We start from the raw sequence: 25,572 nt of genomic DNA, 5'->3' as shown, positions 1-25,572 counted from the left end.
GCCATGGGCGCGATTTTTGGCGGACTATAGACAGAGCCCGAATCAATGAAAAGCGCAGAACGGCCCGAAATAGAGCCTGTTCAGGATCTGCCCGGTGGGATGGGATCACGCGCATCGGACAGGTGTGCGAGCTTGGCGATCAGTTCGTCGGATTGCCTTTTGCAAGACACCTCTCCGGTTGGGGCGGCGTCATCCTGCAGACACAAGCCGCCGTGACCGATCAGAGGCCCATCCTTCATGTTTCTTCCCAGGGCTTGGCGCCGGGCTTAAAGGCCGAGTTGGGCCAGTTTGTCGAAGGTCGGGGCGAGGTTGTGCTCATAGGGCAGCCAGTCCGGTGTCGATCGATGGTAGATCGGTTTGCGGGCCTGCTGCGATGATGCGGTTTGAATGGCGTCCTTGCGGTTTTCCGGGTGCAGGCAGTCGTCAGACCATTCCAGATCGCAGAAATCCACCAATGCTCGGATGTGCTTTTCCGGCTCCTTGGTCAGTTGATCGTAATCGACACGATGGATCCGATCCGGAAACAGGTCCATCCAGTGCCCCATCAGGTCCTGTATCAGGGCCTGGTATTGCGCGATGTCATCCGTGTCATAGATGAACCCGTTGCCACTGCCGCGCAGGCACACCTTGTACAGCGACCAGGCCATGTCACGGGCAGGGCGTGTGGTGTAGACGATCCGCGCTTCCGGGAAGGCCGCCAGAAGGCCGCCGACCCAGCGGAAATTCAAGGGCATCTTGTCAACGACAACAGGTGCGCCGCCGGTATGACCCTGCATCGCCTGTCCCAGGGCGTCCCGAAGGGCCTGTGCATGGGCCCGTGTGAACTCCGTCTGCCCTTCGGTCTGCATCTGCTTGAGCAGATTGGACATGGCGGTCGTTGCATATTGCAGCTCTCCTGCGCCAGCCACACCCGGGGCACCGCAGAGGATGCGCTCCGTCACGGTTGAGCCTGAGCGCGGCAGTCCGACGATGAAGATCGGCCGGAAGGGGATATCCGAGGCTGCGGCCGGGGCCGGACGGTCAAATATCTGCTTCAGATGCTCGAACAGGTCTCCCTCGCTCTTGATCGAATATCCGATCATCTGCTTCTTGAGGCTGTTGCCATGTTCCAGATGTTCAAACGCGGCCTCGTATTGCTTTGCGTCATGCAGGGCCTTGTGCAGGGCAAAACGCAATTCAATCTCTGCAGCGGTGCTGAGGCTTGCCTGCTCCAGCAAGAGCAGCATGGACTTCAGATGGGGGTGCTCGGCATCATAGGTGATCAAGTTGGACAGGGCGCGGTGTGCGGGCGTCAGGTTGGGCGCCATCTCGACGGCTTTTTGCAGATGCTGCTGCGCGGCCTCTTTTTTGCCTTCGGCAGATGCAATAAGTCCAAGCCGGTATTGCGCCTCCGCGCCGGCCGCCGAGGTGCTTGAGACCGCCTCGTGGCAGGCTTTGGCCTCCTCGAGGCGATCCAGATTGCGCAAGGATTGGCCAAGTGTATTGAGCAGCTCATCCGTCACCTGACCGCGTTCAACCAGGGAGGAGAGAGCCTGAACAGCCTCCAGATGGTGCCCCTGTGCGTCCAAGGACATCGCAAGGGTCTGCACCATCCGCGCGTTGTTCGGATCAAGCGTGACCGCCTGGCTCAGATGCTTGGTTGCCTCCTCCAGGTGATAAAGCTGAAAAAGCGCAGCGCCGACATTGAAATGCCCGATGGCGGTATCGCCTCCAACTTCAAGGCTGCGCTTGAAAAAGCCAAGGGCCTTGGGCTGATCGCCCAGCGCCTGCAGGCAGGCCCCCTGCAGGTCCAGCAACGGCACAAGATCCGGTGCGCGGCGGGCAAGACGCTGCGCTGCCTCCAGCGCGGCGGCGTTTTTCCCGCTTTGGTACAAGGCAACAACCGCGTTCACCTCCGCCTGGCTGACAGGTGCGGACGCTCCGCCCCGGCGATGCTTTTTCGTGGCGGCACGTGAGGCTCTGCGGCGGCTGGAGGAGGACAAGGTACAAGGTTCCTGAGCAAAAGTTTACGCAATTTCGTCCCAATTATGATGAAAATACCCTACCAAAAGGCAAATACTGCTTGTGGCGCAGTTGGGCGGCTCGTCCGGGTGCCACGCTGAAACAAAAAAAGCCGCCCCCGAAGGAGCGGCTTTGCGAAGCGAAAGAAGGGAGGCTTAGAAACCCAGACCTTCGTATTTCTTCTTGAACTTGGAGACGCGGCCACCGGCGTCCATCAGACGGGTCGAACCGCCGGTCCATGCGGGGTGCACGGAGGGGTCGATGTCCAGCGACAGCTGGTCGCCTTCCTTGCCCCAGGTGGAACGCATCTTGATGATGGTGCCATCGGTCATCTTGACGTCGATGAAGTGGTAATCGGGATGGGTGTCGGCTTTCATGATACCACTCCTTACGCTTTGGTTTTGTAGTTTGCGTCTTCGGCGATACGGGCGGATTTGCCGCGGCGCGAACGCAGGTAGTACAGCTTGGAACGACGCACGCGGCCACGGCGCACGACGGTGATGCTGTCGATATTGGTCGAATGCAGCGGGAACACACGCTCCACGCCTTCGCCAAAGGAAATCTTGCGGACGGTGAAGGAACCGGCGATGCCCGAACCGTTCTTGCGGCTGATGCAGACGCCTTCGTAGTTCTGAACACGGCTGCGCGAGCCTTCAGTCACTTTGTAGCCGACGCGGATGGTGTCACCGGCTTTGAAATCGGGGATCTCTTTCCCCAGGGCGGCGATCTGTTCCGCCTCCAGCTGTGCGATCAGGTCCATCTGATCTTCTCCTATTCTGCTCGTGGTTTTTCCACGAAGTTGTGCGCGGATATGAGAGCTCTTGGTCTTCACCGGGTCCCGCAGATGCAGCCCGCCAGAGATCACACCGATCGTTCCTTTGGTTTCGCCGCCCGCGCTTCTGGGGGTAGGTCGAAGAAGACCCGCCAGATACGTTGCGCAAACAGACAAAAAGCCCGGAGCCGCAAAAGCGAATCCAGACCGGCGCTGTGTATGCCGGGATGGCCTGTGAAGCAAGGGTAATCCTGCTGAGCAGACGAATTCCAGAAGACAGGCGGAGCGGCAGTCAGATCGATGAAAAAGCCGCAGACCAGTTCTCGAACTGGTTGTGCCCATATCTGCGGCCCGACAGTAGGCCGCAGATGGCAAGGCGTATTGGGATAGCGCGTACGATCAGGCGGTCTGATCATCCACTGCCGCGTCAGGCGCGTTCTTCTTCACCGACTCGATGCCGTTGTCGCGGCCCGAGGCGCTGGTGTAGCTCTGCGAGGTGCCGATCACCTGACCGTTGGTGGCCTTGAGGTTGAACATGAACTTGCCCGCAGAGGTTTCCTTGCGCTCATACCGCGCGTCCTCGCTTGCGTTCTTCTTCACAGACTCGATCCCGTTCACGGCGCTGGCCTTCTGCTTGTAGCCTTCGCTGGCCAGGATGTTTTCGCCGTTGCCTGCCTTCAGGCGAAAGCGGAATTCGCCAGCCTTGTCTTCGTAAAGTTCAAATTTTCCAGCCACCGTATGACCTCCTGTCATCATAAAAACTCAAGGAAGAGATAAGCACGGCTTTGCCATCACGGCAACGGCTTCCACGGGGAAAAGCCGGGCCGCGGCATCATGAACGATGACCAAAGGTCAGCTTTCATCCTTGTCGCGGCTGTAGGTTTCCCACAGATCGGGTCGACGCGCCCTGGTGATTTCCTCGCTCATCTGATGCCGCCATTCGGCGATCTTGCCGTGATGGCCGGACATCAGGATCTCGGGGATCTCGCGGCCCTTCCATTCTGCGGGGCGGGTGTATTGCGGATGCTCCAAAAGGCCCGAGGAAAAGCTCTCTTCCTCGGTCGAGGCCTGGTTGCCCAACACGCCCGGGATCAGTCGCACGGTGGCATCGATCAGCGCCTGGGCGGCGATCTCTCCGCCGGTCATGACGAAATCGCCGAGGCTGACCTCTTGGATGCCGTAATGCTCCAGCACCCGTTCATCCACGCCCTCGAACCTGCCACACAAAAGGGTCATGCCGTCGCAGCGGGCCAGGTTCTGCATCATCTTCTGGTCCATGCGACGCCCGCGCGGGGACAGGTAGATCAGTGGCCAGTTGCCGCTGACCCCTTCCATCGCGTGCTCAATCGCGTTGCCCAGCACATCGGGTCGCAGCACCATGCCCGCGCCGCCGCCAGCGGGTGTGTCATCCACGTTGCGATGCTTACCGACGCCGAACTGGCGCAGGTCGATCGTCTCCAGCTGCCACAGCCCTTCCTGCAGGGCCTTGCCGGTCAGGCTTTCCCCCAGAACACCGGGAAAGGCGGTGGGAAACAGCGTCAGGATCTTGGCCTTCCACACGCCCGCCAGATCCGGCGTTGGCGTCATCAGCTCTCGGGGTTTCAGCGTCGGGCGGATCGCCTTGCGCCCATGGGACTTTGCCGGGGCGGGTTTGGAAGGGGTGTCGCTCATTGCGGATCGGCCATCTGTAAAAGGAGTGTGCAGGTGCTATAGCGCCCACTCCCGTTTTTGAAAACCGGCGCGGGCGGTCCTTGAAAAAGGGAAGCGGTTAGAACAGGCCTTCGGGCGGATCTGCGATAATGCGGCCCTGTTCAAGGTCCACCGTAGGCACAACGGCCAGGGTAAAGGGCAAAAGAACCGTGGTTTTCATGCCGGGGCCGTGCAGCTCCAGCAGGTCTGCGGCGCCGTGGTTCTGCACTGCCTTCACCCGTCCCAGTAGCGCTCCACCTGTGTCATAGACTTCAAGCCCGATCAGATCGGCATGATAGTACTCGTCATCCGGCAGGCTGGGCAGGCGGTCGCGCGGCGCGAACAGGCGCAGGCCTTTCAGGTCGTCCGCCTCTTCCTTGGTCTCTATGCCACCCAGCCGCGCGGCAAAGCCGTTCTTGATCGCCGAGGTGAGCGTGACCGAATAGGTCCTGCTGCCATCCTCGGTGCTGAGGGGGCCATAGGCCTCGATGTCTTCTGGAATGGCGCAAAAGCTTTTCAGGCGCACCTCTCCGCGCACCCCAAAGGCACCGGCCACTGCGCCGACGCAGATCAGATCGCTCATGGCTTAATCCTGTATGGCTGTTGATTGCTGGCCGAATTCATTCCACACTATCTGGGACATTGGGTCATCCATGACAAGATCTAGTTTCAGGCTGTCGGCTTTGGGAGGCGGCAGCGGCCGGAAACTGCCTTTTGGTTGGCTTCGATGACGGATACCCCCGATACTGCCGCTCCCGCCAAGCAAGAGGTTGACGATGCAGGTTGCCGTTTCGCTGCTGCCCCATCTTGATCTGGCGTACATCCAGTATCGCGGCCGCTTTGCGGTTGCCGACCTGCCGCGTGTGGCCGAAGGCCTGAACGGTATCGACGGCTATTCCGACCTGGGGGCGACCTTCGATGACATGAGCCTGGTTACTGACATGGACATCGGCTTTGCGGATCTCAGCAACGTGGCCCGCCTGACCTCTGCCCGTCTTGGCGAGCAGGGGCGCATCCTGCGGTCCGCGATCTGGGCACCCACGGATCTGAGTTTTGGCCTGGCTCGGATGTACCAGATGGCCTCGGCCATGAGGGGCAATCTGGAGGTGGAGGTCAGTGCGGATCAGGCCACCTGCCTTGCGTGGCTGGGTGTGCAGGCCACGTCCATCGATGAGCTGCTGAGTGGATCCAGGGTGGTTGTCCTGCCAGAGCAGGCTTAGCGGGTCTCGATCTGCAGGGCTTCGGCGCGGCGCTCCCAGCCTTTCTGTTCCAGTTCCGGCGTGTCGTCCTCGGTGACTTCCGGGTGGCCGATGCAGAAATATCCGATCAGCTGCCAGCCTTCAGGGGCGTTCAGGTCGCGGTTCAGCTGTTCGGGATCAATGACCGAAACCCAGCCGAGGCCCAAACCTTCGGCCCGCAGGGCAAGCCAGAACAGCGTGATTGCGGCGACAACGGAATAGCGGCGCATTTCCGGCATGGTGCCCGCGCCCAGCCCGCTGCCCTTGGGGGTCGTGTCATCGCAATAGACCGCGAGTTGCACCGGTGCTTCGCGCATGCCCGAGAGTTTCAACCCCGCATAGCGTTCGGCCTGCGGGCCTGAATAGCCATTCAGAGCCTCGGCATTGGCCGCTTCAAAGTTTCTGAGGGCGGCGGTTCGGGCGGTATCGCTTGTGATGCGAAAGATGCGCCAGGGCTCGCTCAGGCCCACCGAAGGGGCCATCGAGAAAGCAGAAAGGCAGCGCGCAAGCACTGCCTCATCCACTGGGTCAGTGCGAAAGCGGCGCACATCGCGCCTGAGCCGCATCAACCGGTCCAATTCGCTGCGGAACCCTTCGGGGAATGCTCCCTCGGTGACGGTATCCCGCAGCGTCATGGTCTTATTCCGCGTCTGCGGGCGCTTCTGCTTCTTCAGCAGCTTCGGCAGCCTTGGCGGCTTTTTCTTCAGCGCGCTCCTGGGCTTTCTTGCCGGGGACAGCTTTCTGCGGGTTGTTGCGCTCTTTCTTGGTCAGAACGCCAGCCGCTTCGAGCATGCGTGCAACGCGGTCGGTGGGCAGGGCGCCCTTGTCGAGCCATGCCTTGATCGCGTCCACGTCCATTTTCACGCGCTCTTCGCTGTCTTTGGGCAGCAGCGGGTTGTAGGTGCCGAGCTTTTCGATGAAGCGGCCGTCACGGGGCATGCGGCTGTCAGCTGCCACGATGCGGTAGAAGGGACGCTTTTTCGAGCCGCCGCGGGCCAGACGGATTTTCATTGCCATGGGTTCAGTCTCCTTTGATGGCGTTGACCGGGAAGGACCCGGTTATTTCGTTCAGTCTCATGTGCTCCAGGGGATCGGGGAGGATCATTCCTGGTGTTTCTTGTGGTGGCGGATGACCTCATCGATGATGAAGTTCAAGAACGCCTTGGCGAATTCAGGGTCCAGATCGGCCTGTTGCGCCAGGTCTTCGAGCCGTGCGATCTGCTTTGCCTCGCGGGCCGGATCGGACGGGGGAAGGTCGTGTTCGGCTTTCAGCTTGCCCACCGCCTGGGTGTGCTTGAAGCGTTCGCCAAGGGTGTAGACAAGGATCGCGTCCAGCCGGTCGATGCTTTCGCGGTGCCCTTTCAGGATCTCGGCTGCGCGGGCCACAGGATCATTGGTCGTATCAGTCAATGGCCCATCCTTTCGGTTTGAACAGCGGGTCGGCATAGTGGCTGATTTCCATCTCGATCCCATGCGCCAGCTGGCTACCCTTCAGAGCGGCGGGCGAGGGATGACGATAGACCGCGTCGCTGCCGTCGATGGTTTCGGCGTCATTGTCCTTCTTGGCACCCAAGCGTTCGGCCAGGCGGATGGAATCGAGGTTTTTGGGATCGATGTAACTGACCGCCCCGTCCCAGCCCAATTCGTTATAGTAGTAGTTGCGCGCGGCGCTGGTGGCTTCCAGCGCGTAGCCCTTGCCGGCCTTGTCGGGCCAGATGATCCAGGCGATTTCACGCTCGGGCCATCCTGCGGGCTTCCAGCCGCCGGCCATGCCGTAGGTCTCATCGGTTATCTTGTCGTGGATCATCCACATGCCAAAACCGCGGATCTGCCAATGCCCCATTTCGGCGGCATAAAGCATCCAGGCCTCATAGGTGTTCAGCGGTCCGCCCATGAAGCGCGCGCGATAGGACGAAAAGGTCGCCTTGAAATTCGGGTAATCCTCTGGCTCGGGGCCGCGCAGGATCAGACGCTTGGTTTCGATGGTTGGTATGGAGGAGGCAGGCATTACGCGTAGGCCTCCATACCGCCGTCAGCCACTTCAGCCGGAGACAGGTGACGCCAGAGTTCCAGCGTGCCAAAGCGCGGGTGGGTGTAATCGCCGTCACGGCGCGCTCCCAGACGTTTTGCCACCGCGCGGGAGGCGTGGTTTTCCGGGTTCACCAGGCTGATCGCGGTCTCCCAGCCTAGAACGTCATAGGCATAGGAGCGCGCGGCGGTTGCCGCCTCGGTCGCATAGCCCTTGCCGCCGAAGCCTTCGAACAGGTCCCAGCCGATTTCCGGCTCGGGCCAGCCATGGGGGTTCCAGAGGCCGATATTGCCCGCCAGCTTGCCAGAAGATTTCTCGTCAACGCTCCAGCGGCCATAGCCCAGCATCTGCCAATGGCCGATCTCGCAGGCCAGGTGCCGCCAGACCTGCTCCGGCTTCATCTGCCCGCCCACGTAGGTCGCGCGATCGGACGCGTAGAAGGCGCACATGGTGTCGAAATCCGACAGGGCAGGTGCGCGCAGGATCAGGCGTTCGGTCTCGATGGTGGGGACGGTCACGGTCATTGGGCGTTACTTCTTCTTGCCAAACCCTGACAGGCCACCGGGAAGGCCGCCTATGCCGCCAAGACCCGGCAAGCCGCCGGGCAGACCGCCCTTGCCGCCAAGCGCCTTGGCTGCGGCCTCCATTGCCTTGGGGTCAAGTTGGCTGGGGTCCATGCCGCCGGGCAGACCGCCCGCCATATCGGGCATGCCGCCGCCCTTGCCGAACATGCCCTTCATGGCCTGTTTCAGCATCTTGCCTTTGCCCATCTTGCCCATCTTCTTCATCACATCCGCCATCTGGCGGTGCATCTTCAGAAGCTTGTTGAGGTCAGAAACCTCCATGCCAGAGCCCGCCGCGATGCGTTTCTTGCGCGAGGCCTGCAGCAATGCGGGGTTGGCACGTTCCTTCTTGGTCATGGACTGGATCATGGCGATCTGGCGCTTCAGCACCTTGTCGTCCATACCGGAATCTTCGACCTGTTTCGCCATCTTGGCCATGCCGGGCATCATCTGCATCATGCCCTGCATGCCGCCCATCTGGAGCATCTGTTCAAGCTGCATTTTCAGGTCGTTCATGTTGAACTGACCCTTCATCATGCGCTTCATCATCTTCTCGGCCTGTTCGGCCTCGATGGTTTCCTGGGCCTTCTCGACCAGGGCCACGATGTCGCCCATGCCCAGGATGCGGCCCGCGATCCGGTCCGGCTCGAAGGTCTCGATGGCGTCCATCTTCTCGCCGAGGCCGACAAAGCGGATCGGCTTGCCGGTCACGGCACGCATCGACAGCGCCGCACCACCGCGCCCGTCGCCGTCCATCCGCGTCAGGACCACGCCCGAGATGCCGATCTTGGCGTCGAACTCCTCGGCGACCTCGACCGCGACCTGACCGGTCAGACCGTCGACCACCAGCAGGGTTTCGCGCGGCGAGACCACATCGCGCACGTCTTCGACTTCCTGCATGAGGACTTCGTCGATCTGCAACCGGCCGGCGGTGTCGAGCATGTAGACGTCATAACCACCCAAGGCCGCTTGCTGCTTGGCGCGTTTGGCGATGTCGACGGGTTTCTGACCCTTGACGATGGGCAGGGTGTCAACACCGATCTGGGTGCCCAGAACGGCCAGCTGATCCATCGCCGCGGGGCGATAGACGTCGAGCGAGGCCATAAGGACCTTTTTGCCTTCTTTTTCTTTCAGGCGTTTGGCCAGCTTACCGGTGGTGGTGGTCTTACCCGAGCCCTGAAGGCCGACCATCAGGATCGGCGCGGGCGGGTTGTCGATCTTGAGTTCCCCCGGATCGCCTTCACCGCGCAGGGTGTCGACCAGGGCATCATGCACGATCTTGACGACCTGCTGGCCCGGCGTCACCGATTTGGTCACGGCCTGGCCGGTGGCCTGGTCCTGCACCTTTTTCACAAAGTCACGCGCCACAGGCAGCGACACGTCGGCCTCAAGCAGGGCGACGCGCACCTCGCGCAGGGCGGTCTTGACGTCTTCTTCGGACAGGGCGCCCTGTTTGGTCAGCCGGTCAAATACACCGGAAAGGCGTTCGGATAGATTTTCAAACATGCCTTGCGGCCTCCTTTGAGCCGGTTTCGGTTTCCTGCCCCCGTATGTAGGGACCATGACGCCCATGCACAAATGCCCCCACGGGCGTAACACGCTGGTGGAGGGCGATCCCCGGCATGGTGCGGGGACCGGAAGACTTGGGAATCTTCCGGGAAGTTGAGCAGTCCCTACGCCGGATCGGTTGGGGAGTCAACTCTGCAGGGGGCAAGAGGGGGGCGGGGGCGGTGAGGGGCCGCATTGTACCCCCGGCGTTTTTGCGGCAAAGAGTGACGACAACACATTGCCAATTGCGGACCGACAGCCACATGACGACAAGCGCCGTGGATACTTCGACCATGCCCATCTCGTCGGATGCTTTGTTGGCGCGCCTCGATGGTTGGGGGCTGCCCTATAAGCTTCATGAACACATCCCCCTGCGCACCGTCGAGGACGCCAAGACGGTCGAGGATCAGATCATCGAGCCGGGCGTGGCTACGCTTCGGATCAAGAACCTCTATCTGCGGGACCGCAAGAAGCGCAATCTCCTGGTCTCGGTCGAGCAGGACCGCGAGATGGACCTCAAGGCGCTGGGCCGCGAGATCGGCGCGCCGGGTCTCAGCTTTGGTTCGGCGGATCGGCTGATGGAACATCTGGGGATCTTTCCCGGCGCCGTCAGCCCGCTGGCGATGATCACCGGCGTCGAAAAAGGCGTGATCTTCCATTTTGACCGGGCAGCGCAGGACGCGGATGTGATCTGCATGCACCCCCTTGTGAATGACCGCACCGTGGTGATGGCCCGCGCCGATGTGCTGAGCTTTTTCGACCGGATTGGGGTCGATGTGAACTGGATCTGAGAGCGGAGCCTTTCGCGCGCCGCACCATCTACAAAGGAATGACATCCTCATGACCGACACCAAACGTATCGTGCTGTCCAGCGATCATGCCGCCATCGACATGCGGCAGGCCATCGCGAAACATATCGCCGAAAAAGGCTGGGAGGTGGTCGATATCGGCCCCACCACCCCCGAAAGCACCCATTACCCCAAGCACGGCGAAGCCGCGGCGCAAAAGGTCGCCTCGGGCGATTGCGTGCTGGGCATCATCCTGTGCGGCACGGGGCAGGGCATCATGATGGCCGCGAACAAGGTCAAGGGCATCCGCTGCGGTGTCTGCTCTGACACGTTTTCGGCGCGGATGATCCGCCAGCACAACGATGCCAATATCCTGTCGATCGGCGCGCGCGTAGTGGGTGAGGGGCTGGCTCTTGATATCGTGGACGCTTTCCTTGATGCCGAGTTCGAAGGCGGCCGTCACGGCACCCGTGTCGACATGATCAAGGAGATCGAAGCCTGATTGGCCGAAATCCAATCCTTCCTGCAAAGCAAAGAGCCCCCGGTCTGGGGGCTCTTTTCGTCTGTGAGTGAGGTGTCTTGGAGTGGGGGGCAGATCAGGCCGCCAGGGCCTCGATCTGGGATTTTGCCTTGGCGAGGGCTGCGCCTTCGTCGATGGCAAGGGTGTCGGCGGCGACGATCTCGACCTCGGTGATGCCCATGAAGCCCAGCATGTGGCGCAGGTAGCCGGTGGCAAAGTCGATGGCAGAACCGGCTTCGGTGCCGCCCGAGGCAACGGCGATGATGGCGCGTTTGCCTTTCAGCAGACCGGCCGGGCCTTCCTCGCTATAGGCAAAGGTCAGGCCAACGCGGGCAACCAGGTCGATCCAGGCTTTCAGACCGGCCGGCACCGAGAAGTTGTAGATCGGCGCACCGATCACCAGGGTGTCGGCCGCTTTCAGTTCTTCCACCAGCGCGTCGGACTGCGCCAGCAGCTGTTTCTGCTCGTCGCTGCGCTGATCGGCAGGGGTGAAGTTGGCCCCGATCCAGGCCTCGTCCAGCAGCGGCAGCGGCGTTGCCAGGTCACGGCGGATCACCTCGTCAGCGCCGAGGCGCGCGACGATCTGAGCGGTGAGGTCACGGGAGACGGACCCCTCGCGGCGGGCGGAAGAGTCGATGTGCAATACGGTCTTGGTCATTGTCTTTTGTCCTGTTCTGCGGTGAAGCTTTGAGGATTGAAATGCGTTATTGCAAATCCGAACGCAATTGTCGAAATTTCACAGGGCATGCGCAATTATGCACAGGGTTGCTGCAGTAGGTGACGGGACAACGGAGGCATGAATGGAAAACTGGGATGAGGTGCGCACCGCGTATCAGGTGGCCCGCATGGGAACTGTCAGCGGCGCGGCCGAGGTTCTTGGCGTTCACCACGCCACGGTGATCCGCCACATCGACGCGATCGAGGCACGGCTTGGCGTCAAGCTGTTCCAGCGTCATGCCCGCGGCTATACCCCGACCGAGGCGGGGCAGGATCTCCTGCGCGTGGCTCAGACCACGGATGACCAGTTCAGCCAGCTTGCCGGACGTCTGAAAGGGCAGGGGGATGAGGTCACCGGTGAGCTGGTTGTCACCTCGCTGTCGTCGATGTCTCACCTTTTGGTGCCCGTGCTGACCGAGTTCCAGCAGATGCACCCCGGTCTGATCATTCGCTACCTCACCGGAGAGCGCCTGTTCCGCCTTGAATACGGCGAGGCGCATGTGGCGCTGAGGGCCGGCAATGCACCGGATCAGCCCGACAACGTGGTGCAGCCCTTTCTAAGTCAGCGGATCGGCATGTTTGCCACCAGGGATTACGTGGAAAAACACGGAATGCTGAAGGGCGTGGAAGATCTGGCCAATCATCGCTTTGTTGGCAACGATAATGAAAACAGCCGTGCGCCGTTCTATCGCTGGCTGCGCGAGCATACCACGCCAGAGACGATCATGTTCCGCTGCACCGACGGGATCGCCATGCAGGAGGCGGTGCTGGCCGGGGCGGGGATCGGTTTCCTGTCCCTCTGGGAGGCTGCGCGCCACGATAACCTGGTGCAGATGATGGAGCCTTTGAAGGAATGGGAGGGCAGCCTGTGGCTGGTGACCCATGTGGATCTCCACCGCACCAACAAGGTGCAGAGCTTCCTGAAGTTCCTGAAGGAAAGGTCCAAGGAATGGGTGGCCTGACACCTGCCCTCAGGGGGCATCTGGCCATGCTCTTGTTCTCGGCGCTGGTGGCGGGCTCTTTCTCGCTGGGCGTGATGGTGGCCAATGAAATCGCGCCCGCTGCGCTCAACACGGCGCGGTTTGCCTTGGCTGCGGTGATCATCGGCGCCGTTGCGCTGGCTACGCGGAAGTTTCGTGCCAGCCATTTTCGGGCACCCTGGCGGTTTCTGGTGCTGGGCGGGCTGTTTGCGGCCTATTTCGTGCTGATGTTCTATGGGCTGCAGACCGCCGATCCGGTCAGCGCCTCGGCTGTTTTCACCCTGACCCCGGTGATGAGCGGGGTCTTTGGTTGGATCCTCTTGCGGCAGGTGACCACTCCGCGCATGGCCCTGGCGCTGGCGATCGGAGCCACGGGCGCGCTTTGGGTGATCTTTCGCGCCGACTGGTCCGCCTTTGTGGCCTTCGAGATCGGGCAGGGGGAGATGATCTATTTCCTTGGCTGCATTTCGCATGCCATCTACACGCCAATGGTACGCAGGCTGAACCGCGGAGAGCCTGCGGTGGTATTCACCTTCGGGATGCTGATTGCCGGAGGTGTGATTCTTGCGGTTTTCGGCTGGAATGACATCCGCGCGACGGATTGGTTGAATCTTCCCGGGATCGTCTGGATCGGACTGTTCTATCTGGCGATCTTCGCCAGCGCGACCACCTTTGTGTTGCTCCAGTATGCGACCCTGCACCTGCCCTCGGCCAAGGTGATGGCCTATACCTACCTGACACCCAGCTGGGTGATTGTTTGGGAGGTGGCGCTGGGGCGCCCGGTGCCTTCTGGGCTGCTGCTGGTTGGGATCGCACTGACGGTCATCGCGCTGGTGTTGCTGTTGGAGGATGATGCAAAACCGGCCCGCGCGCCGACCTGAAGGCGCCTATTCCTGCACCTCTGCTTCTTCGCCGCCCAGTTCGGAGGCGAGGAAGCGTTCAAAGGCATCCAGGTTCACCGGTTCGAACTGGCCAAACCCCTGCATCCAGACCGAGGCGCCGCGCAGCGCGTCCGGTTGCAGTTTGCACCATTTCACGCGGCCCCGCTTCTCCTGCGCAATCAGCCCGGCGCGGGTCAGGATGGTCAGGTGCTTGGAAATCGCCGCCAGCGACATCTCGAAAGGTTCGGCCACGTCAGTGACCGCCATGTCATCCTCCAGGAGCATGGTCAGAATTGCACGCCGCGTGGGATCGGCAAGCGCAGCAAAGACGGTATCAAGATCGCTAGACATCGACCCGCACAGTATTGCGCAGGCGGGGCAAAGGGAAGCGCGGATGACGCGGTCACAGGCTTTGCACAACGATGGCCGCACCAGAGATCAGGAGCAGCAGCAATACTGCCTTGCGAAAACCCTTATCGCTGACGCCCTTGAAGGCCCGGACACCGACGAATGCTCCGATCAGGGTGAAGGGAACCGAGACCGCTGCAAAGATCAGCAGCTCTTTGTCCAGCTTCCCGATCAGCAGCATGGCACCTGCCGCAAAGGCCAGGACCAGCAGGTTGAACGGCTGATAACGTTCCCTTTGCGCGCTGGCGGAAAAACCCCTGAGCTGCAGCCAGACCAGAGGCGCAACGCCCGACAGTCCGGCAAAGCCTCCCATCACACCACCGGCAAGGCCAATCAAACGATCCCCCATGCCTTCGCCGCTGGGGGCAGGGCGCGGTTTGGGCCAGCCTGCAAACTGCAGAAAGGCGTAGGCGATCAGAAAACCTCCGACCATGGATTTGACAAGGCCCGGATCCATAAGGGCCAAAAGGCCTGCGCCAAAGGGCACGCCGACCAATCCGCCGGACAAGAGGTAGCGGCCCTTGCGCCAGTTCAGCGCAGATGACAGGCCCAGCAGCCCCACGATCTGCCCGACCAGCGCCGAGACGATGATGAGAGGCGGCACGATCTGGGGCGGCAACACGAGAAACCAAAATCCCGAGGCGACAAGCGCGGTGCCAAACCCGGCAAAGCCATTGATGAAGCCAGCGGCCAGCGCGCCAATGGCCAGGACCGCAAGACTGTGAAGTTCGATGGAGGTTCTCCCGACTGATTGCCTGCACCCTCTGCGCTGGGCATCCATATGGCAAGCCCGTTGAGAGGCGTCCTTATGGGGAGGAAGGCATGGTTGCGCAGCGTGGCATCTGGGCTGGGTTCAATACTTAACCGAAAAGTTGAATACGGAATCCGGCGCGTTTTTGACCGAGTGCCAAGCTTTCGGTGGATTTCGAAAATGGGAAGAGCGAAAAATATCCATCATTTACAGCGCCTTAATCCATGTGTCGCAGTGCCATCTGAACAATTGACTCTTTACCCCGCACCCCTTAGCACCCTCAACAGAATTCACGTGAGGATGGCGCCCGTGACAGAGGATGACCAAAAGCAGCGCATGGCGCAGCTGGAGGCCAAGCTGGCGGCGGCGCGTAAGGCGCAAGAGCCCAAGCCGCGCGTGGATGAACACTACTCTCTGGCCAATCAGGCCTGGCGGATGGTGATCGAATTGGTGGCCGGTCTCGGGATCGGCTTTGGCATCGGATACGGGCTGGACCAGCTGTTTGGAACCCTGCCCATCTTCATGGTGCTGTTCATATTGCTGGGGCTTGCCGCCGGGGTGAAGACGATGCTTCGCACGGCGCAGGAGATCCAGGACGAGAAACTGGCCGAAGAGGCCGACAAAAATGCGCAAGACCGGGACTGACCCAAAGGGGCAGCTTTCGGCGACAGGAGACACGGACAGATGGGCAAGATTTTCTTTTATGTGGCACTGGCGCTGGTCCTCGTCTCGGGGGTGTTTCTCGCGCCCGAGCATGCCGAGCTGGCGATCCACCCGATGGATCAGTTCAAGGTTTCTCCGCTGTTCGGGGATCACATCGCTTGGTACACGCCGACCAACGTGACCCTGTGGATGGGCCTGGCCATCGTCGCGGTCTTTGCCCTGCTGGTTCTCGGCTCTTCCCGCCGCGCCATCGTGCCGAGCCGCGCACAGTCGGTTGCGGAACTCGCCTATGGCTTCATCTACAAGATGGTTGAAGACGTTGCTGGCAAGGACGGTGTGAAGTTCTTCCCCTATATCATGACCCTGTTCATGTTCATCGTGATGGCGAACTTCCTGGGCCTGATCCCCGGTTCCTTCACCACCACCTCGCACATTGCCGTGACCGCCGTTCTGGCCGCGCTGGTCTTCTTCACCGTGACCATCGTCGGCTTCGTCAAGAACGGCGCCGGTTTCCTCGGTCTGTTCTGGGTGTCGAGCGCGCCGCTGGCGCTGCGCCCCATCCTGGCCATCATCGAGCTTATTTCCTACTTCGTGCGCCCCGTCAGCCACAGCATTCGTCTTGCTGGTAACGTCATGGCTGGCCACGCGGTTCTGAAGGTGTTCGCAGGTTTTGCCGCCGCTCTGGGCGCATTCAGCTTCCTGCCGATCTTTGCCATCACCGCAGTCTACGCGCTAGAAGTTCTCGTGGCCTTCATCCAGGCCTATGTGTTCACCATCCTGACCTGCGTGTACCTCAAGGACGCACTGCACCCGAGCCACTAAGGCAGGATAGACCCCTCATCCGGGGCGGGCCAGGTGGCCCTCCCGCGACCTCAAATCACCAATTCCATCGTAAGGAGAGAAATCATGGAAGGCGATATCGCACAACTCGGTCAGTTCATCGGCGCAGGCCTGGCAGCAATCGGTTCCGGCGCAGCCGCAATCGGTGTGGGCCACGTTGCCGGCAACTTCCTGGCAGGCGCTCTGCGCAACCCGTCGGCAGCCGCCGGCCAGACAGCTACCCTCTTCATCGGCATCGCGTTTGCAGAAGCCCTGGGCATCTTCTCGTTCCTGGTCGCTCTGCTGCTGATGTTCGCTGTCTAAGACCTCAGGAACCTCAATCCTTACGGCCGGGCGGCGCGGATCCTCGCGCTGCCCGGTGTAACGGCAAGTTCCCAAGGAGAACGACATGGCATCAAACACGCAAGAGGCAGCACACGGCGCAGCGGATGCCGCGCACGGCTCTGCACCGGGCATGCCGCAACTGGATTTCTCGACCTTCGGAAACCAGATCTTCTGGCTCGCCGTTGCTCTGGTCGTGATCTACCTCATCCTGTCGCGCGTAGCCCTGCCCCGCATTGCGGCGGTACTGGCCGAACGCCAGGGAACGATCACCAATGACCTCGCCGCGGCTGAAGATCTGAAAGCCAAGGCGGTCGAGGCCGAAAACGCATATAACAAGGCCCTGGCCGACGCTCGCGCCGAGGCGCAGCGCATCGCTGCCGAGGCCCGCGCTGAAATTCAGGGCGATCTGAACGACGCAATCGCCAAAGCGGACGCGCAGATCTCCGCCAAGGCCGCCGAGTCCGAAAAGGCTATTGCCGAAATCAAGGCCGGTGCTCTGGAAAGCGTAAAAGTCGTGGCCAACGATACCGCAGAGGCGCTGGTCACAGCTCTGGGCGGCAAGGTCGACGCCAAGGCCGTAGCGGCTGCGGTCGACGAACGGATGAAAGGATAAGGACATGCGCACAGTTCTGGCAATTGCCCTGACCCTTGGTGTCTCGTCACCTGCTTTCGCTGCCGGTGGTGGCATGGACCTGTCCAACACCAATCTGGTTGTTGCGCTGGCTTTCATCCTGTTCATCGGCATCCTGCTGTTCGCCAAGGTTCCGACCCTGATCGGCGGTCAGCTGGACGCCCGCGCCGAGGGCATCCAGAAAGAGCTGGACGAAGCCCGTGCCCTGCGCGAAGAGGCTCAGACCATCCTGGCATCCTACGAGCGCAAGCAGCAGGAAGTTCAGGCTCAGGCGGACCGCATCGTGGCAGCCGCCCGCGAAGACGCTGAAAAGGCTGCTGCCGAAGCCAAGGTCGATCTGGAGAAGTCGATTGCGCGCCGTCTGGCCGCAGCCGAAGAGCAGATTGCTTCTGCCGAAGCCTCCGCCGTGAAGGAAGTTCGTGATCAGGCGATCTCGATTGCTGTCGCAGCCGCCGATCAGGTGATTGCAAAGCAGATGACCGCCACCGAAGCGAACAAGCTGATCGACGCGGCTATCGCGGATGTTGAGTCCAAACTGCACTAAACAGCAGTAACGTGACCGTTCACAAGAACCCGGCCCAAGCGGCCGGGTTTTTTCGTAGCTTCGGGGATGGCCACACTTCTTATGCTTTTGGATAGGCACGCTCTCCAAATGTTCGGTGCATCAGGGCTTTTGGGCAACTGCATGGTCAGCCAGATTGACCTATGCTTGTAGGGGAGTAATCATCAAGGAGGCCCTGTATGACCCAAAAAGGACAAAGCGAAGCCTGTGCTATCAATGGTCCGATGGGATCAGCATTTCAGCGACTCAGGATCCAGAGGTCCGCCGGAGCGTCCGAAGCAGGACGTGTGATTGCAACCTATTGCATCGGGAAACTGACCGGTGGCCGGGACGGAAAGCGCGGTACGGCAATGCCCGACTGCCCATTCCTGCCCGATTTCGCGCACCCCTGAACAAAGACAGATTGCCCAGTTCTGTCGTAACTCGGTTTTCACCCTGTCCGATTAGACTTTTGCTGATGTGAATTTTTGCAAGTACGGGTGTGAGTATGGAGGGGCTGGAGAGGCAGATCAAAGAAGCGATGGGCGCACATGGCTGCTGGAAACACCGGCTGCAGGAGGCTGTTTCGTTCGGTAGGCTCCGTGATAGCGCCGAGGATATCGCGCGGGATGACCGCTGTCGCTTTGGAAAGTGGCTGCGTGACCTGCAAGACGATCCGGAAATCCGCACGTCCCCCGAATATACTGCCGTCGTCGCTGCTCATGCCCGGTTTCACGAGGCGGCGGGACATGTGGCCAAGTGTTTGGAGAATGATAGGAGGGATGCGGCCTCGGTACTCCTGAACGGGGCCGATTTTCAGAAGATATCGGCGGCTTTGGGCAAGGCGATGATCGAGTGGCGCAACAGCCTGCAATAGACGGTCGCGGGCGGCGCTGCTCAGGATTTGCTCTTTTCATGCTCCAGCCGCTGGCGGGCCACGTCGGCATTTCGCTCGGCCCGCTGATGGTCCATAAGTGCCTGTTTCACATAGTCCAGATGCCGCTCCACCGCCTCGCGGGCCGCAGCCGGGTCGCGGGCCTGAAGCGCGGTATTGATGGCGCGGTGCTGCTCGAGGATCGCCTCGTATGACGTGTACTGCTGAAACATGACCTTGCGGTTGTAGAACACGCCTTCTCGCAGCAGATCGATCATCGAGCGCATCATGTGCAGCATGATGACGTTGTGGCTGGCATCCATGATGGCCGAATGAAACTGCGCATCAAGCTGGGCCGCCTCTTCGGATTCCGCTGGGTTTCCTGCGGCTTCCATCTTGTCGAAAATGGTCTGGATCACCTTGAGATCATCATCTGACCCAAGCCGAGCCGCCCGTTCTGCCGCCAGCCCTTCCATGTCGCGCCTGAATGACAGGTAATCAAAGACCGCCTCATCGTGGCTCGAAAAGAGCTGCACCAACGCAGGGGAAAAGGCCGAGCCGAGCACATCCCCCACAAAGACCCCGGACCCCGCCTTGGAGGTCAGAAGACCCCGGTCCTGCAGTTCCGCAATCGCTTCGCGCAGGGAGGGACGCGACACGCCAAGGCGCTCGGCAAGCTCCCGTTCTGCCGGAAGGCGTTCTCCGGGGGACAGAATGCCCCGCAGGATCAGCTGCTCGATCTGCCGCACAACCGAGGTTGAGAGTTTTTCGGGCTGAACTTTTTGAAACGGCATCTCGGTTTCTGGCCTTGCGTCAGTGGTGCTATGGGGTCCGCAATTGGTCAAATCATATGACCACGGTCCGTGCAACCCCGCAAGCGCCCGGCAATATCCGCAAAGACCTGATCACTCTTCTGTAATAATAGGTCAGTTTTGTTGACTTAATGGTGCGGGATCGTACCCTGATCACTGACTCGCATCTGGGAGACCGCCATGTCGTTGAAAGAGATCTTTGCCAATCGCGTCCTGCGCATGAAGGCCTCGGAAATCCGCGAACTGCTCAAACTGCTGGACCAGCCGGGCATTCTGTCTTTTGCAGGCGGCATCCCGGATCCGGCGCTTTTCCCGGCAAGCGCCTTCGCCACGGCCTTTGAGCAGGCGCTTTCGGGCGGCCAGCAGGCGCAATCCCTGCAGTATTCCGTCAGCGAGGGATACCTGCCGCTGAAGGAGTGGATCGTTGATCGCATGGCGCGGCTCGGGATCATCTGCACGGCAGAGAACATCCTCATCACCTCCGGCTCGCAGCAGGCCCTCGACTACCTTGGAAAACTGTTCCTGTCGCCTGGCGATACGGCCCTTGTGACGGCCCCGACCTATCTGGGCGCCCTCGCAGCCTTCAACGCTTATGAGCCGAGATACGACCAGCTCAGCCTCGAGGGCAACCGCACCGCCCAAAGTTATCAGGATGGGGCAGCGATGGAAGAAAGCGCGATCAAATTCGCCTACCTGTCCTCGGACTTTGCCAATCCCACGGGGCAGACCGTGAGCGATGAGGCGCGTGCGCGCCTTCTGGACCTGGCCGAGGATCTGGACTGCGCCGTGATCGAAGACGGCGCCTATCAGGACCTGCGCTATGATGGGGCCCCCGTCGCGCCGATCCTGGCGATGGAACTGGCCCGTAGAGGATCCATCGAAGACTGCCGTACCGTCTATTGCGGCTCATTTTCCAAGACGCTCTCGCCGGGTCTGCGCGTCGGGTGGGTGGTGGCTGCCAAACCGGTCATCGCACAAATGGTGCTGATCAAACAGGCGGCCGACCTCCATTCGGCGACGGTGAACCAGATGGCCGTGAATACCGTGGCGCGGCAGATCTTTGACAGCCATGTTGAGACGGTGCGCAGTGCCTACAAGGCGCGCCGTGATGCCATGCTGGGCGCGCTCCAGAGGCATATGCCGCCCGGTGTCCAGTGGACCCGACCCGAGGGAGGCATGTTTGTCTGGGTCACCCTACCGGCAGGTGTCGACAGCACAGAGCTTTTGGCGCGCTCGCTTGAGACGGTGAAGGTGGCCTTCGTTCCAGGGCAGGCCTTCTTTACCGATGGCAGCGGCAAGAACACGCTGCGCCTCAGCTTTTCCGTTTTGGGCGCGGCAGATATCGAAGAGGGTGTCGCGCGTCTGGGGCGGTTGGTCTCGGATGGTCTGCCAGCCTCGGCGGCGACTCGGCAGCAGGCGACACAGATGGTATGATGCTGCCGTTGTCCCGGCCTTATCGACCGGGAAGATGAGGTGAGTCGACCATGCGCCCTGTGACGATTGCTGTGTGTCTTATGCTCATGGGCTGCGCGGCGCCCAGCTCTCACTTTCAGGGGATTGACCCGGTGCGGGTGACGGTGGAGGGCAGCACCTTTGACCTGCGGCAAAGGGGAACGCTGGTGGAGGCCGTCCGCGTGAACCCGCAGTATGCACCCCGCCTTGGCCCTTTGCGGCACAGAGCTCGGCGCGCCATGGCGCTCGCAAGTGGCTGTGACGTGAAATGGGTCATGGGGGATCAGGCGGTTCTCTTGGGGCGCTTGAATTGCCCATAACGCTCCAGTTGGCCCCCATTGGCCATGATTGCGGGGTTATCCACAAGATATGGTGGCTCGTGTCCGCCTTCTGGCCCGATTTGGGGGCAGCAGCGTTGACTCGGGGCCTCCGAACCTGCTGAGGTTTTGGACACGAGAATCACAAAGGGGCAGCTTTGCGCTTTTCCAAACTCAGGCTCAACGGCTTCAAAAGCTTTGTCGATCCGACCGATCTGATCATCGCGGATGGGCTTACCGGCGTTGTCGGGCCGAATGGCTGCGGCAAGTCGAACCTTTTGGAAGCGCTGCGCTGGGTGATGGGAGAGACGCGCGCCCGCGCCATGCGCGGCGGCGGCATGGAGGACGTGATCTTTGCCGGCACGTCCTCGCGGTCGGCGCGCAATTTCGCTGAAGTCAGCCTGCAGATCGACAACAGTGACCGTCTGGCGCCCTCTGGGTTCAATGACAGCGACCAGCTTGAGATCGTGCGCCGGATCACCCGCGATGTGGGCAGCGCCTACAAATCCAACGGCAAGGATGTGCGGGCGCGCGATGTGCAGATGCTGTTTGCCGATGCCTCGACCGGTGCGCATTCGCCCGCGCTGGTGCGGCAGGGGCAGATTTCCGAACTGATCAACGCCAAGCCCAAGGCCCGCCGCCGTATTCTTGAAGAGGCGGCGGGTATTTCCGGCCTTTATCAGCGTCGTCATGAGGCAGAGCTGAAGCTCAAGAACACCGAACAGAATCTTCTGCGCGTCGACGATGTGATCGAACAGCTTGCAGCGCAGCTGTCGCAACTGGCGCGGCAGGCCAAACAGGCGCAACGCTACCGCGACATCGGAGAAAAGCTGCGCCTGGCCGAGGGCATGTTGCTTTATCGCCGCTGGCGGGAAGCGGATGACGCGCGTCAGGCCGCGGAGGAAGAGCTGCGCGTCCGGATCACCCAGGCTGCCAAGGCCGAAGCGCTGAGCCGTGCGGCGGGCGAAAAGCGTGCCAAGGACGAAGAGGCCCTGCCGCCCCTGCGCGAAGAAGAGGCCATCGCGGCCGCGATCCTGCAAAGGCTTGTGGTGCAGCGCGATGCGCTGAGCGACCAGGAGGCGCAGGCACGGCAGGCGATCGAGCGGCTGACCTCTCGTATCCAGCAGCTTGGCAATGACATCGAACGCGAAGGCGGACTGAATCGCGACGCCGGAGAGACCATCGAACGTCTTGAATGGGAGCAGCGCGAACTGGCCAAGGCCAGCGAAGGGCACGACGACCGCCTGTCCGAAGCGGCCGAGCTGGCGCGCGATGCGGGGCAGATCCTTGAGGCACGCGAAGAGCACCTGTCGCAGGTGACCGAGGATGTGGCCCGCCTTGCCGCCCGTCACCAGTCGGCCCGACGCCTGGTCGAGGATTGCCAGCGGGCGCTGACCCGCGCGAGCGACGAGGGTGATAAATCCCGCGCCGCGCAGGACATGGCGCAAGAGGCGCTGGAGCAGGCGCAGGAGCGGTTTGAGGCTGCTGTTGCTGCCGAGGAAGACGCCCGCGAAGCCGCCGAGGCCGCCGAAGAGGCTCTGGCCGCCGCCGATGAGCTGCGCGCCGATACCCAAGAGCGTGAGACCGAGGCGCGCTCGCAGCGCTCCGAGGCCGAAGGAGAGCTGGGCACCCTGCGCGCCGAGGTCACCGCGCTTGCCAAACTGGTGGAGCGGGACACGGCCGAGGGCGGTCAGGTTCTGGATGAACTCAGCGTGACACCTGGTTATGAAAAGGCGCTTGGCGCGGCCCTTGCCGACGATCTGCGTGCGCCTTTGGCGGATGTGGACGGCCCGACAGGCTGGGTGACGCTGGCTGGATATGATCGTGATGCGCCGCTCCCTGATGGGGTGGAGCCCTTGGCGAAATTCGTCTCGGGTCCAGACGCTCTGGCGCGGCGGATCGGCCAGATCGGCCTTGTCGAAGGCGATGCTGCCCGCGATCTGCAGCCAATGCTGAAACCGGGACAACGGCTGGTCACGCTCGAAGGGGATCTTTGGCGTTGGGACGGATATCGCGCCTGGGCCGAGGATGCGCCCAGTGCCGCCGCTTTGCGGCTGGAGCAGCTCAACCGTCTGGAGGCGCTGAAACAGGATCTGGAGCGGGTCGGTGCCCGCGCCGATGGCGCCCGCGCCGCCCATGAGGCGCTTTTGCGCAAGCTGGAAGAAGTCTCTCAGGCGGATCAACTGGCCCGTCAGGCCCGCCGCGCCGCCGATCAGCGTGTCGCGGACGCGGCCCGCGCGCTCAGCCGGGCCGAGGCGGATCGTAATATGGCCGAGGGCAAGCTGGAAACCCTTGGCATCGCTTTGGCCCGCCACGATGAAGACGCCATGGCCGCGCGCCTGCAGTTGAGCGAAGCGGAAAAGGCTTTGTCTGAACTTGGCGATCTCGACGAGGCCCGCAGCCTTGTCGAGGACATCAAACAGCAGGTCGAAGCCGCCCGTATCACCATGCTGACCCACCGCTCCTCCCATGACGAACTGCGCCGCGAGGGCGAGGCGCGCACCAAACGCGCCCAGCAGGTCACCAAGGAACTGTCCGGCTGGCGCCACCGTCTTGAGACTGCCGAGCGTCGGATCGAGGAACTGGCCGAACGGCGTGAGGCCTCACAGGAAGAACTGGAAGACGCCCATGCGGTGCCGACAGAGATCGCCGAGAAACGCGAAGAGCTGAACGAGGCGATCGAGGAGGCCGAGGCGCGCAAGGCCGCTGCCACGGACGCGCTGGTCGCTGCCGAAGGCGTACTGCGCGAGGCGGTGCAGGCCGAGCGGGATTGCGAGCGGCTGGCCTCCGAGGCGCGCGAGGCCCGTGCCCGCTCGGAAGCACGGTTCGACGCGGCGCGCGAAACCGTCACCCATGCCGCCGAGAGGATCGCCGAGGAGCAGAATTGCGCGCCGCAGGCCCTGCTCGAACAGCTCAATACAGACCCGGATCAGATGCCCTCGGCCGAGGCGCTGGAAGCGGAAGTCTCTCGTCACAAACGGCAGCGTGACGCGCTTGGCGCGGTGAACCTGCGCGCCGAAGAGGACGCCCGCGAGATCCAGACCGAACATGATGAGCTGGTTTCGGAAAAGCAGGATCTGGAAGAGGCGGTAAAGACCCTGCGCAGCGGTATTGCCAGCCTCAACCGCGAAGGGCGTGAACGCCTGCTGACCGCATTCGAACAGGTCAACGCCAGTTTCGCCATGTTGTTCACGCATCTCTTCGGCGGCGGTGAGGCGAACCTTGTAATGGTCGAAAGCGACGATCCGCTGGATGCGGGGCTTGAGATCATGTGCCAGCCGCCGGGCAAGAAACTCTCGACCCTGTCCTTGCTGTCAGGTGGGGAGCAGACGCTGACCGCCATGGCGCTGATCTTTGCGGTCTTCCTGTCGAACCCGGCACCGATCTGTGTGCTCGACGAGGTGGATGCGCCGCTGGATGATGCCAACGTGACGCGCTTCTGCGATCTTCTGGACGAGATGTGCCGTCAGACCGACACGCGCTTTTTGATTATCACCCACCATGCCGTGACCATGGCGCGCATGGATCGGCTCTTTGGGGTTACCATGCAGGAAAAGGGCGTCAGCCAGTTGGTTTCGGTCGATCTGAAAAAGGCCGAAGCCCTGGTCGCATAGCGGTCTGCGGCTTTGCCGGTTCTGGATTGAGCCAGAGCACCGGAAACTCCCCGTAACGTCTTTTGGGAAATTCTTGTGTGGGGACCGCCAGCGGCTTAGGGTCTTGCAAAAGACCACAGGAGAGACCCTATGCATCTAGCCAGATCCCTTGCCGCCGTTACCTTTGCCTTGTGCCCCTTGGCTGCAATGGCCGATAACCTCTATGCAACGGATGCTGGTAGCCTTGCACGCTTCTTTGAAGATGAGGGCGCTGAGGTCGAAACGACGGCCGACAATGTGGGTGATCCCAAGCTGCGCGTGAATTATTACGGGAACGAGTTTTCCGTTTATTACTTCGGTTGCGATAACAATGTGAACTGCAATGCGGTGCAGTTCTTTTCCGGTTATGCGACCAACGGGTCCGTACGGCTTGCCTCGATCAACGAATGGAACATGCAGAACCGGTTCCTCCGCAGCTATGTGGCCGAAGAAGGGTCAACCCGGATCGAGATGGACATCTTCATGGGGCGCGACGGCATCAGTGCCGATGACTTTGCCCGCCAGGTGTCGATGTGGTCGCAGGGCATGAGGGAATTCGAGGAGTTCATCGGCTGGTAGGCCGACGCCCATCAGGTAAGAT

The 25,572-nt window shown here is 61.5% G+C and carries 30 protein-coding genes; 14 read left to right on the top strand and 16 right to left on the bottom strand.

Annotation, left to right across the window (positions count from 1 at the left end; genetic code table 11):
- Positions 1–266: 266 nt before the first annotated feature.
- From AADA15_RS12230 to rimM, 6 genes are all read right to left on the bottom strand, one after another.
- Complete coding sequence (locus AADA15_RS12230) at positions 267–1,982, bottom strand: tetratricopeptide repeat-containing sulfotransferase family protein (RefSeq protein ID WP_341641834.1); 1,716 nt, start codon at positions 1,980–1,982, stop codon at positions 267–269.
- A gap of 174 nt (positions 1,983–2,156) precedes the next feature.
- Positions 2,157–2,378 (bottom strand): 50S ribosomal protein L31, encoded by a 222-nt coding sequence (gene rpmE / locus AADA15_RS12225; RefSeq protein WP_065271573.1) that lies wholly within the window; start codon positions 2,376–2,378, stop codon positions 2,157–2,159.
- An 11-nt stretch (positions 2,379–2,389) separates the two neighbouring features.
- Positions 2,390–2,761: a 50S ribosomal protein L19 gene (gene rplS, locus AADA15_RS12220; RefSeq protein ID WP_274847625.1), complete on the bottom strand. Its 372-nt coding sequence runs from the start codon at positions 2,759–2,761 to the stop codon at positions 2,390–2,392.
- A gap of 411 nt (positions 2,762–3,172) precedes the next feature.
- Positions 3,173–3,508: a YegP family protein gene (locus AADA15_RS12215; RefSeq protein ID WP_341641833.1), complete on the bottom strand. Its 336-nt coding sequence runs from the start codon at positions 3,506–3,508 to the stop codon at positions 3,173–3,175.
- Positions 3,509–3,625: 117 nt separating this feature from the next.
- Entirely contained in the window at positions 3,626–4,444 is an 819-nt protein-coding gene (gene trmD / locus AADA15_RS12210) for a tRNA (guanosine(37)-N1)-methyltransferase TrmD (RefSeq protein ID WP_341641832.1), read from the bottom strand.
- Between the two features lie 97 nt (positions 4,445–4,541).
- The gene (gene rimM / locus AADA15_RS12205) at positions 4,542–5,045 is read right to left on the bottom strand and encodes a ribosome maturation factor RimM (protein WP_341641831.1); all 504 of its coding nucleotides are present in this window, start codon (positions 5,043–5,045) and stop codon (positions 4,542–4,544) included.
- A 193-nt stretch (positions 5,046–5,238) separates the two neighbouring features.
- Between rimM and AADA15_RS12200 the strand changes: the two genes are divergently transcribed.
- Complete coding sequence (locus AADA15_RS12200; protein ID WP_341641830.1) at positions 5,239–5,682, top strand: hypothetical protein; 444 nt, start codon at positions 5,239–5,241, stop codon at positions 5,680–5,682.
- On the opposite strand, the gene bluB is transcribed toward AADA15_RS12200, so the two are convergent.
- The 6 genes from bluB to ffh all read right to left on the bottom strand — a co-directional run bounded on the left by bluB (position 5,679) and on the right by ffh (position 9,798).
- Positions 5,679–6,335 (bottom strand): 5,6-dimethylbenzimidazole synthase, encoded by a 657-nt coding sequence (gene bluB / locus AADA15_RS12195; protein ID WP_341641829.1) that lies wholly within the window; start codon positions 6,333–6,335, stop codon positions 5,679–5,681. The two genes, AADA15_RS12200 and bluB, sit on opposite strands and share 4 nt — an antisense overlap.
- 4 nt (positions 6,336–6,339) lie before the next feature.
- Entirely contained in the window at positions 6,340–6,717 is a 378-nt protein-coding gene (gene rpsP / locus AADA15_RS12190) for a 30S ribosomal protein S16 (protein ID WP_341641828.1), read from the bottom strand.
- 84 nt (positions 6,718–6,801) lie between these two features.
- The gene (locus AADA15_RS12185; RefSeq protein ID WP_341641827.1) at positions 6,802–7,146 is read right to left on the bottom strand and encodes a chorismate mutase; all 345 of its coding nucleotides are present in this window, start codon (positions 7,144–7,146) and stop codon (positions 6,802–6,804) included.
- Positions 7,103–7,708, bottom strand: coding sequence for a GNAT family N-acetyltransferase (locus AADA15_RS12180; protein ID WP_341641826.1), 606 nt, complete (start codon positions 7,706–7,708; stop codon positions 7,103–7,105). Before AADA15_RS12180 ends, AADA15_RS12185 begins: the two co-directional genes overlap by 44 nt.
- Positions 7,708–8,253 (bottom strand): GNAT family N-acetyltransferase, encoded by a 546-nt coding sequence (locus AADA15_RS12175; protein ID WP_341641825.1) that lies wholly within the window; start codon positions 8,251–8,253, stop codon positions 7,708–7,710. Before AADA15_RS12175 ends, AADA15_RS12180 begins: the two co-directional genes overlap by 1 nt.
- 6 nt (positions 8,254–8,259) lie before the next feature.
- Complete coding sequence (gene ffh / locus AADA15_RS12170) at positions 8,260–9,798, bottom strand: signal recognition particle protein (protein WP_341641824.1); 1,539 nt, start codon at positions 9,796–9,798, stop codon at positions 8,260–8,262.
- 305 nt (positions 9,799–10,103) lie between these two features.
- On the opposite strand from ffh, the gene AADA15_RS12165 reads away from it, so the two are divergent.
- Positions 10,104–10,631, top strand: a complete 528-nt coding sequence (locus AADA15_RS12165) for a prolyl-tRNA synthetase associated domain-containing protein (RefSeq protein WP_341641823.1) — start codon at positions 10,104–10,106, stop codon at positions 10,629–10,631.
- Positions 10,632–10,680: 49 nt separating this feature from the next.
- Positions 10,681–11,130 carry a ribose 5-phosphate isomerase B gene (rpiB, locus tag AADA15_RS12160; RefSeq protein WP_341641822.1) on the top strand — a complete coding sequence of 150 codons (450 nt, stop codon included), beginning with the start codon at positions 10,681–10,683 and terminating at the stop codon, positions 11,128–11,130.
- Between the two features lie 94 nt (positions 11,131–11,224).
- Here rpiB and AADA15_RS12155 read toward each other — a convergent pair whose 3' ends face one another.
- Positions 11,225–11,806 (bottom strand): FMN-dependent NADH-azoreductase, encoded by a 582-nt coding sequence (locus AADA15_RS12155; RefSeq protein ID WP_341641821.1) that lies wholly within the window; start codon positions 11,804–11,806, stop codon positions 11,225–11,227.
- A 142-nt stretch (positions 11,807–11,948) separates the two neighbouring features.
- Here AADA15_RS12155 and AADA15_RS12150 point away from each other — a divergent pair, with 142 nt between their 5' ends.
- Together AADA15_RS12150 and AADA15_RS12145 are read left to right on the top strand one after the other, a co-directional pair.
- Positions 11,949–12,827: a LysR family transcriptional regulator gene (locus AADA15_RS12150; RefSeq protein ID WP_341641820.1), complete on the top strand. Its 879-nt coding sequence runs from the start codon at positions 11,949–11,951 to the stop codon at positions 12,825–12,827.
- Complete coding sequence (locus AADA15_RS12145; RefSeq protein ID WP_341641819.1) at positions 12,815–13,726, top strand: DMT family transporter; 912 nt, start codon at positions 12,815–12,817, stop codon at positions 13,724–13,726. Before AADA15_RS12150 ends, AADA15_RS12145 begins: the two co-directional genes overlap by 13 nt.
- 6 nt (positions 13,727–13,732) lie before the next feature.
- Here AADA15_RS12145 and AADA15_RS12140 read toward each other — a convergent pair whose 3' ends face one another.
- Positions 13,733–14,077 carry an ArsR/SmtB family transcription factor gene (locus AADA15_RS12140; RefSeq protein ID WP_341641818.1) on the bottom strand — a complete coding sequence of 115 codons (345 nt, stop codon included), beginning with the start codon at positions 14,075–14,077 and terminating at the stop codon, positions 13,733–13,735.
- Between the two features lie 52 nt (positions 14,078–14,129).
- Positions 14,130–14,915 (bottom strand): sulfite exporter TauE/SafE family protein, encoded by a 786-nt coding sequence (locus tag AADA15_RS12135; protein WP_341641817.1) that lies wholly within the window; start codon positions 14,913–14,915, stop codon positions 14,130–14,132.
- A gap of 279 nt (positions 14,916–15,194) precedes the next feature.
- Between AADA15_RS12135 and AADA15_RS12130 the strand changes: the two genes are divergently transcribed.
- From AADA15_RS12130 to AADA15_RS12105, 6 genes are all read left to right on the top strand, one after another.
- The gene (locus AADA15_RS12130; RefSeq protein ID WP_341641816.1) at positions 15,195–15,530 is read left to right on the top strand and encodes an AtpZ/AtpI family protein; all 336 of its coding nucleotides are present in this window, start codon (positions 15,195–15,197) and stop codon (positions 15,528–15,530) included.
- A gap of 39 nt (positions 15,531–15,569) precedes the next feature.
- Positions 15,570–16,370 carry a F0F1 ATP synthase subunit A gene (locus AADA15_RS12125; protein WP_341641815.1) on the top strand — a complete coding sequence of 267 codons (801 nt, stop codon included), beginning with the start codon at positions 15,570–15,572 and terminating at the stop codon, positions 16,368–16,370.
- 84 nt (positions 16,371–16,454) lie between these two features.
- Positions 16,455–16,691 (top strand): F0F1 ATP synthase subunit C, encoded by a 237-nt coding sequence (locus AADA15_RS12120; RefSeq protein WP_008205040.1) that lies wholly within the window; start codon positions 16,455–16,457, stop codon positions 16,689–16,691.
- Positions 16,692–16,776: 85 nt separating this feature from the next.
- Positions 16,777–17,325 (top strand): F0F1 ATP synthase subunit B', encoded by a 549-nt coding sequence (locus tag AADA15_RS12115; protein ID WP_341641814.1) that lies wholly within the window; start codon positions 16,777–16,779, stop codon positions 17,323–17,325.
- A 4-nt stretch (positions 17,326–17,329) separates the two neighbouring features.
- Positions 17,330–17,887 (top strand): F0F1 ATP synthase subunit B, encoded by a 558-nt coding sequence (locus AADA15_RS12110; protein ID WP_341641813.1) that lies wholly within the window; start codon positions 17,330–17,332, stop codon positions 17,885–17,887.
- A gap of 505 nt (positions 17,888–18,392) precedes the next feature.
- Positions 18,393–18,761: a CZB domain-containing protein gene (locus AADA15_RS12105; RefSeq protein WP_341641812.1), complete on the top strand. Its 369-nt coding sequence runs from the start codon at positions 18,393–18,395 to the stop codon at positions 18,759–18,761.
- Between the two features lie 20 nt (positions 18,762–18,781).
- On the opposite strand, the gene AADA15_RS12100 is transcribed toward AADA15_RS12105, so the two are convergent.
- The gene (locus AADA15_RS12100; protein WP_341641811.1) at positions 18,782–19,552 is read right to left on the bottom strand and encodes a FadR/GntR family transcriptional regulator; all 771 of its coding nucleotides are present in this window, start codon (positions 19,550–19,552) and stop codon (positions 18,782–18,784) included.
- 198 nt (positions 19,553–19,750) lie between these two features.
- On the opposite strand from AADA15_RS12100, the gene AADA15_RS12095 reads away from it, so the two are divergent.
- From AADA15_RS12095 to AADA15_RS12085, 3 genes are all read left to right on the top strand, one after another.
- Complete coding sequence (locus AADA15_RS12095; RefSeq protein ID WP_341641810.1) at positions 19,751–21,004, top strand: aminotransferase-like domain-containing protein; 1,254 nt, start codon at positions 19,751–19,753, stop codon at positions 21,002–21,004.
- Positions 21,005–21,497: 493 nt separating this feature from the next.
- A complete protein-coding gene (locus AADA15_RS12090) occupies positions 21,498–24,953 on the top strand; it encodes a chromosome segregation SMC family protein (protein ID WP_341641809.1) in 3,456 nt (1,151 codons plus the stop codon).
- A gap of 129 nt (positions 24,954–25,082) precedes the next feature.
- Positions 25,083–25,550, top strand: coding sequence for a YbjN domain-containing protein (locus tag AADA15_RS12085; RefSeq protein ID WP_341641808.1), 468 nt, complete (start codon positions 25,083–25,085; stop codon positions 25,548–25,550).
- Positions 25,551–25,572: the final 22 nt, after the last annotated feature.

Source organism: Phycobacter sedimenti, from assembly GCF_038148855.1.
GTDB classification, from domain to species: domain Bacteria; phylum Pseudomonadota; class Alphaproteobacteria; order Rhodobacterales; family Rhodobacteraceae; genus Phycobacter; species Phycobacter sedimenti.
This window is presented reverse-complemented; position numbering and strand designations above follow the sequence as displayed.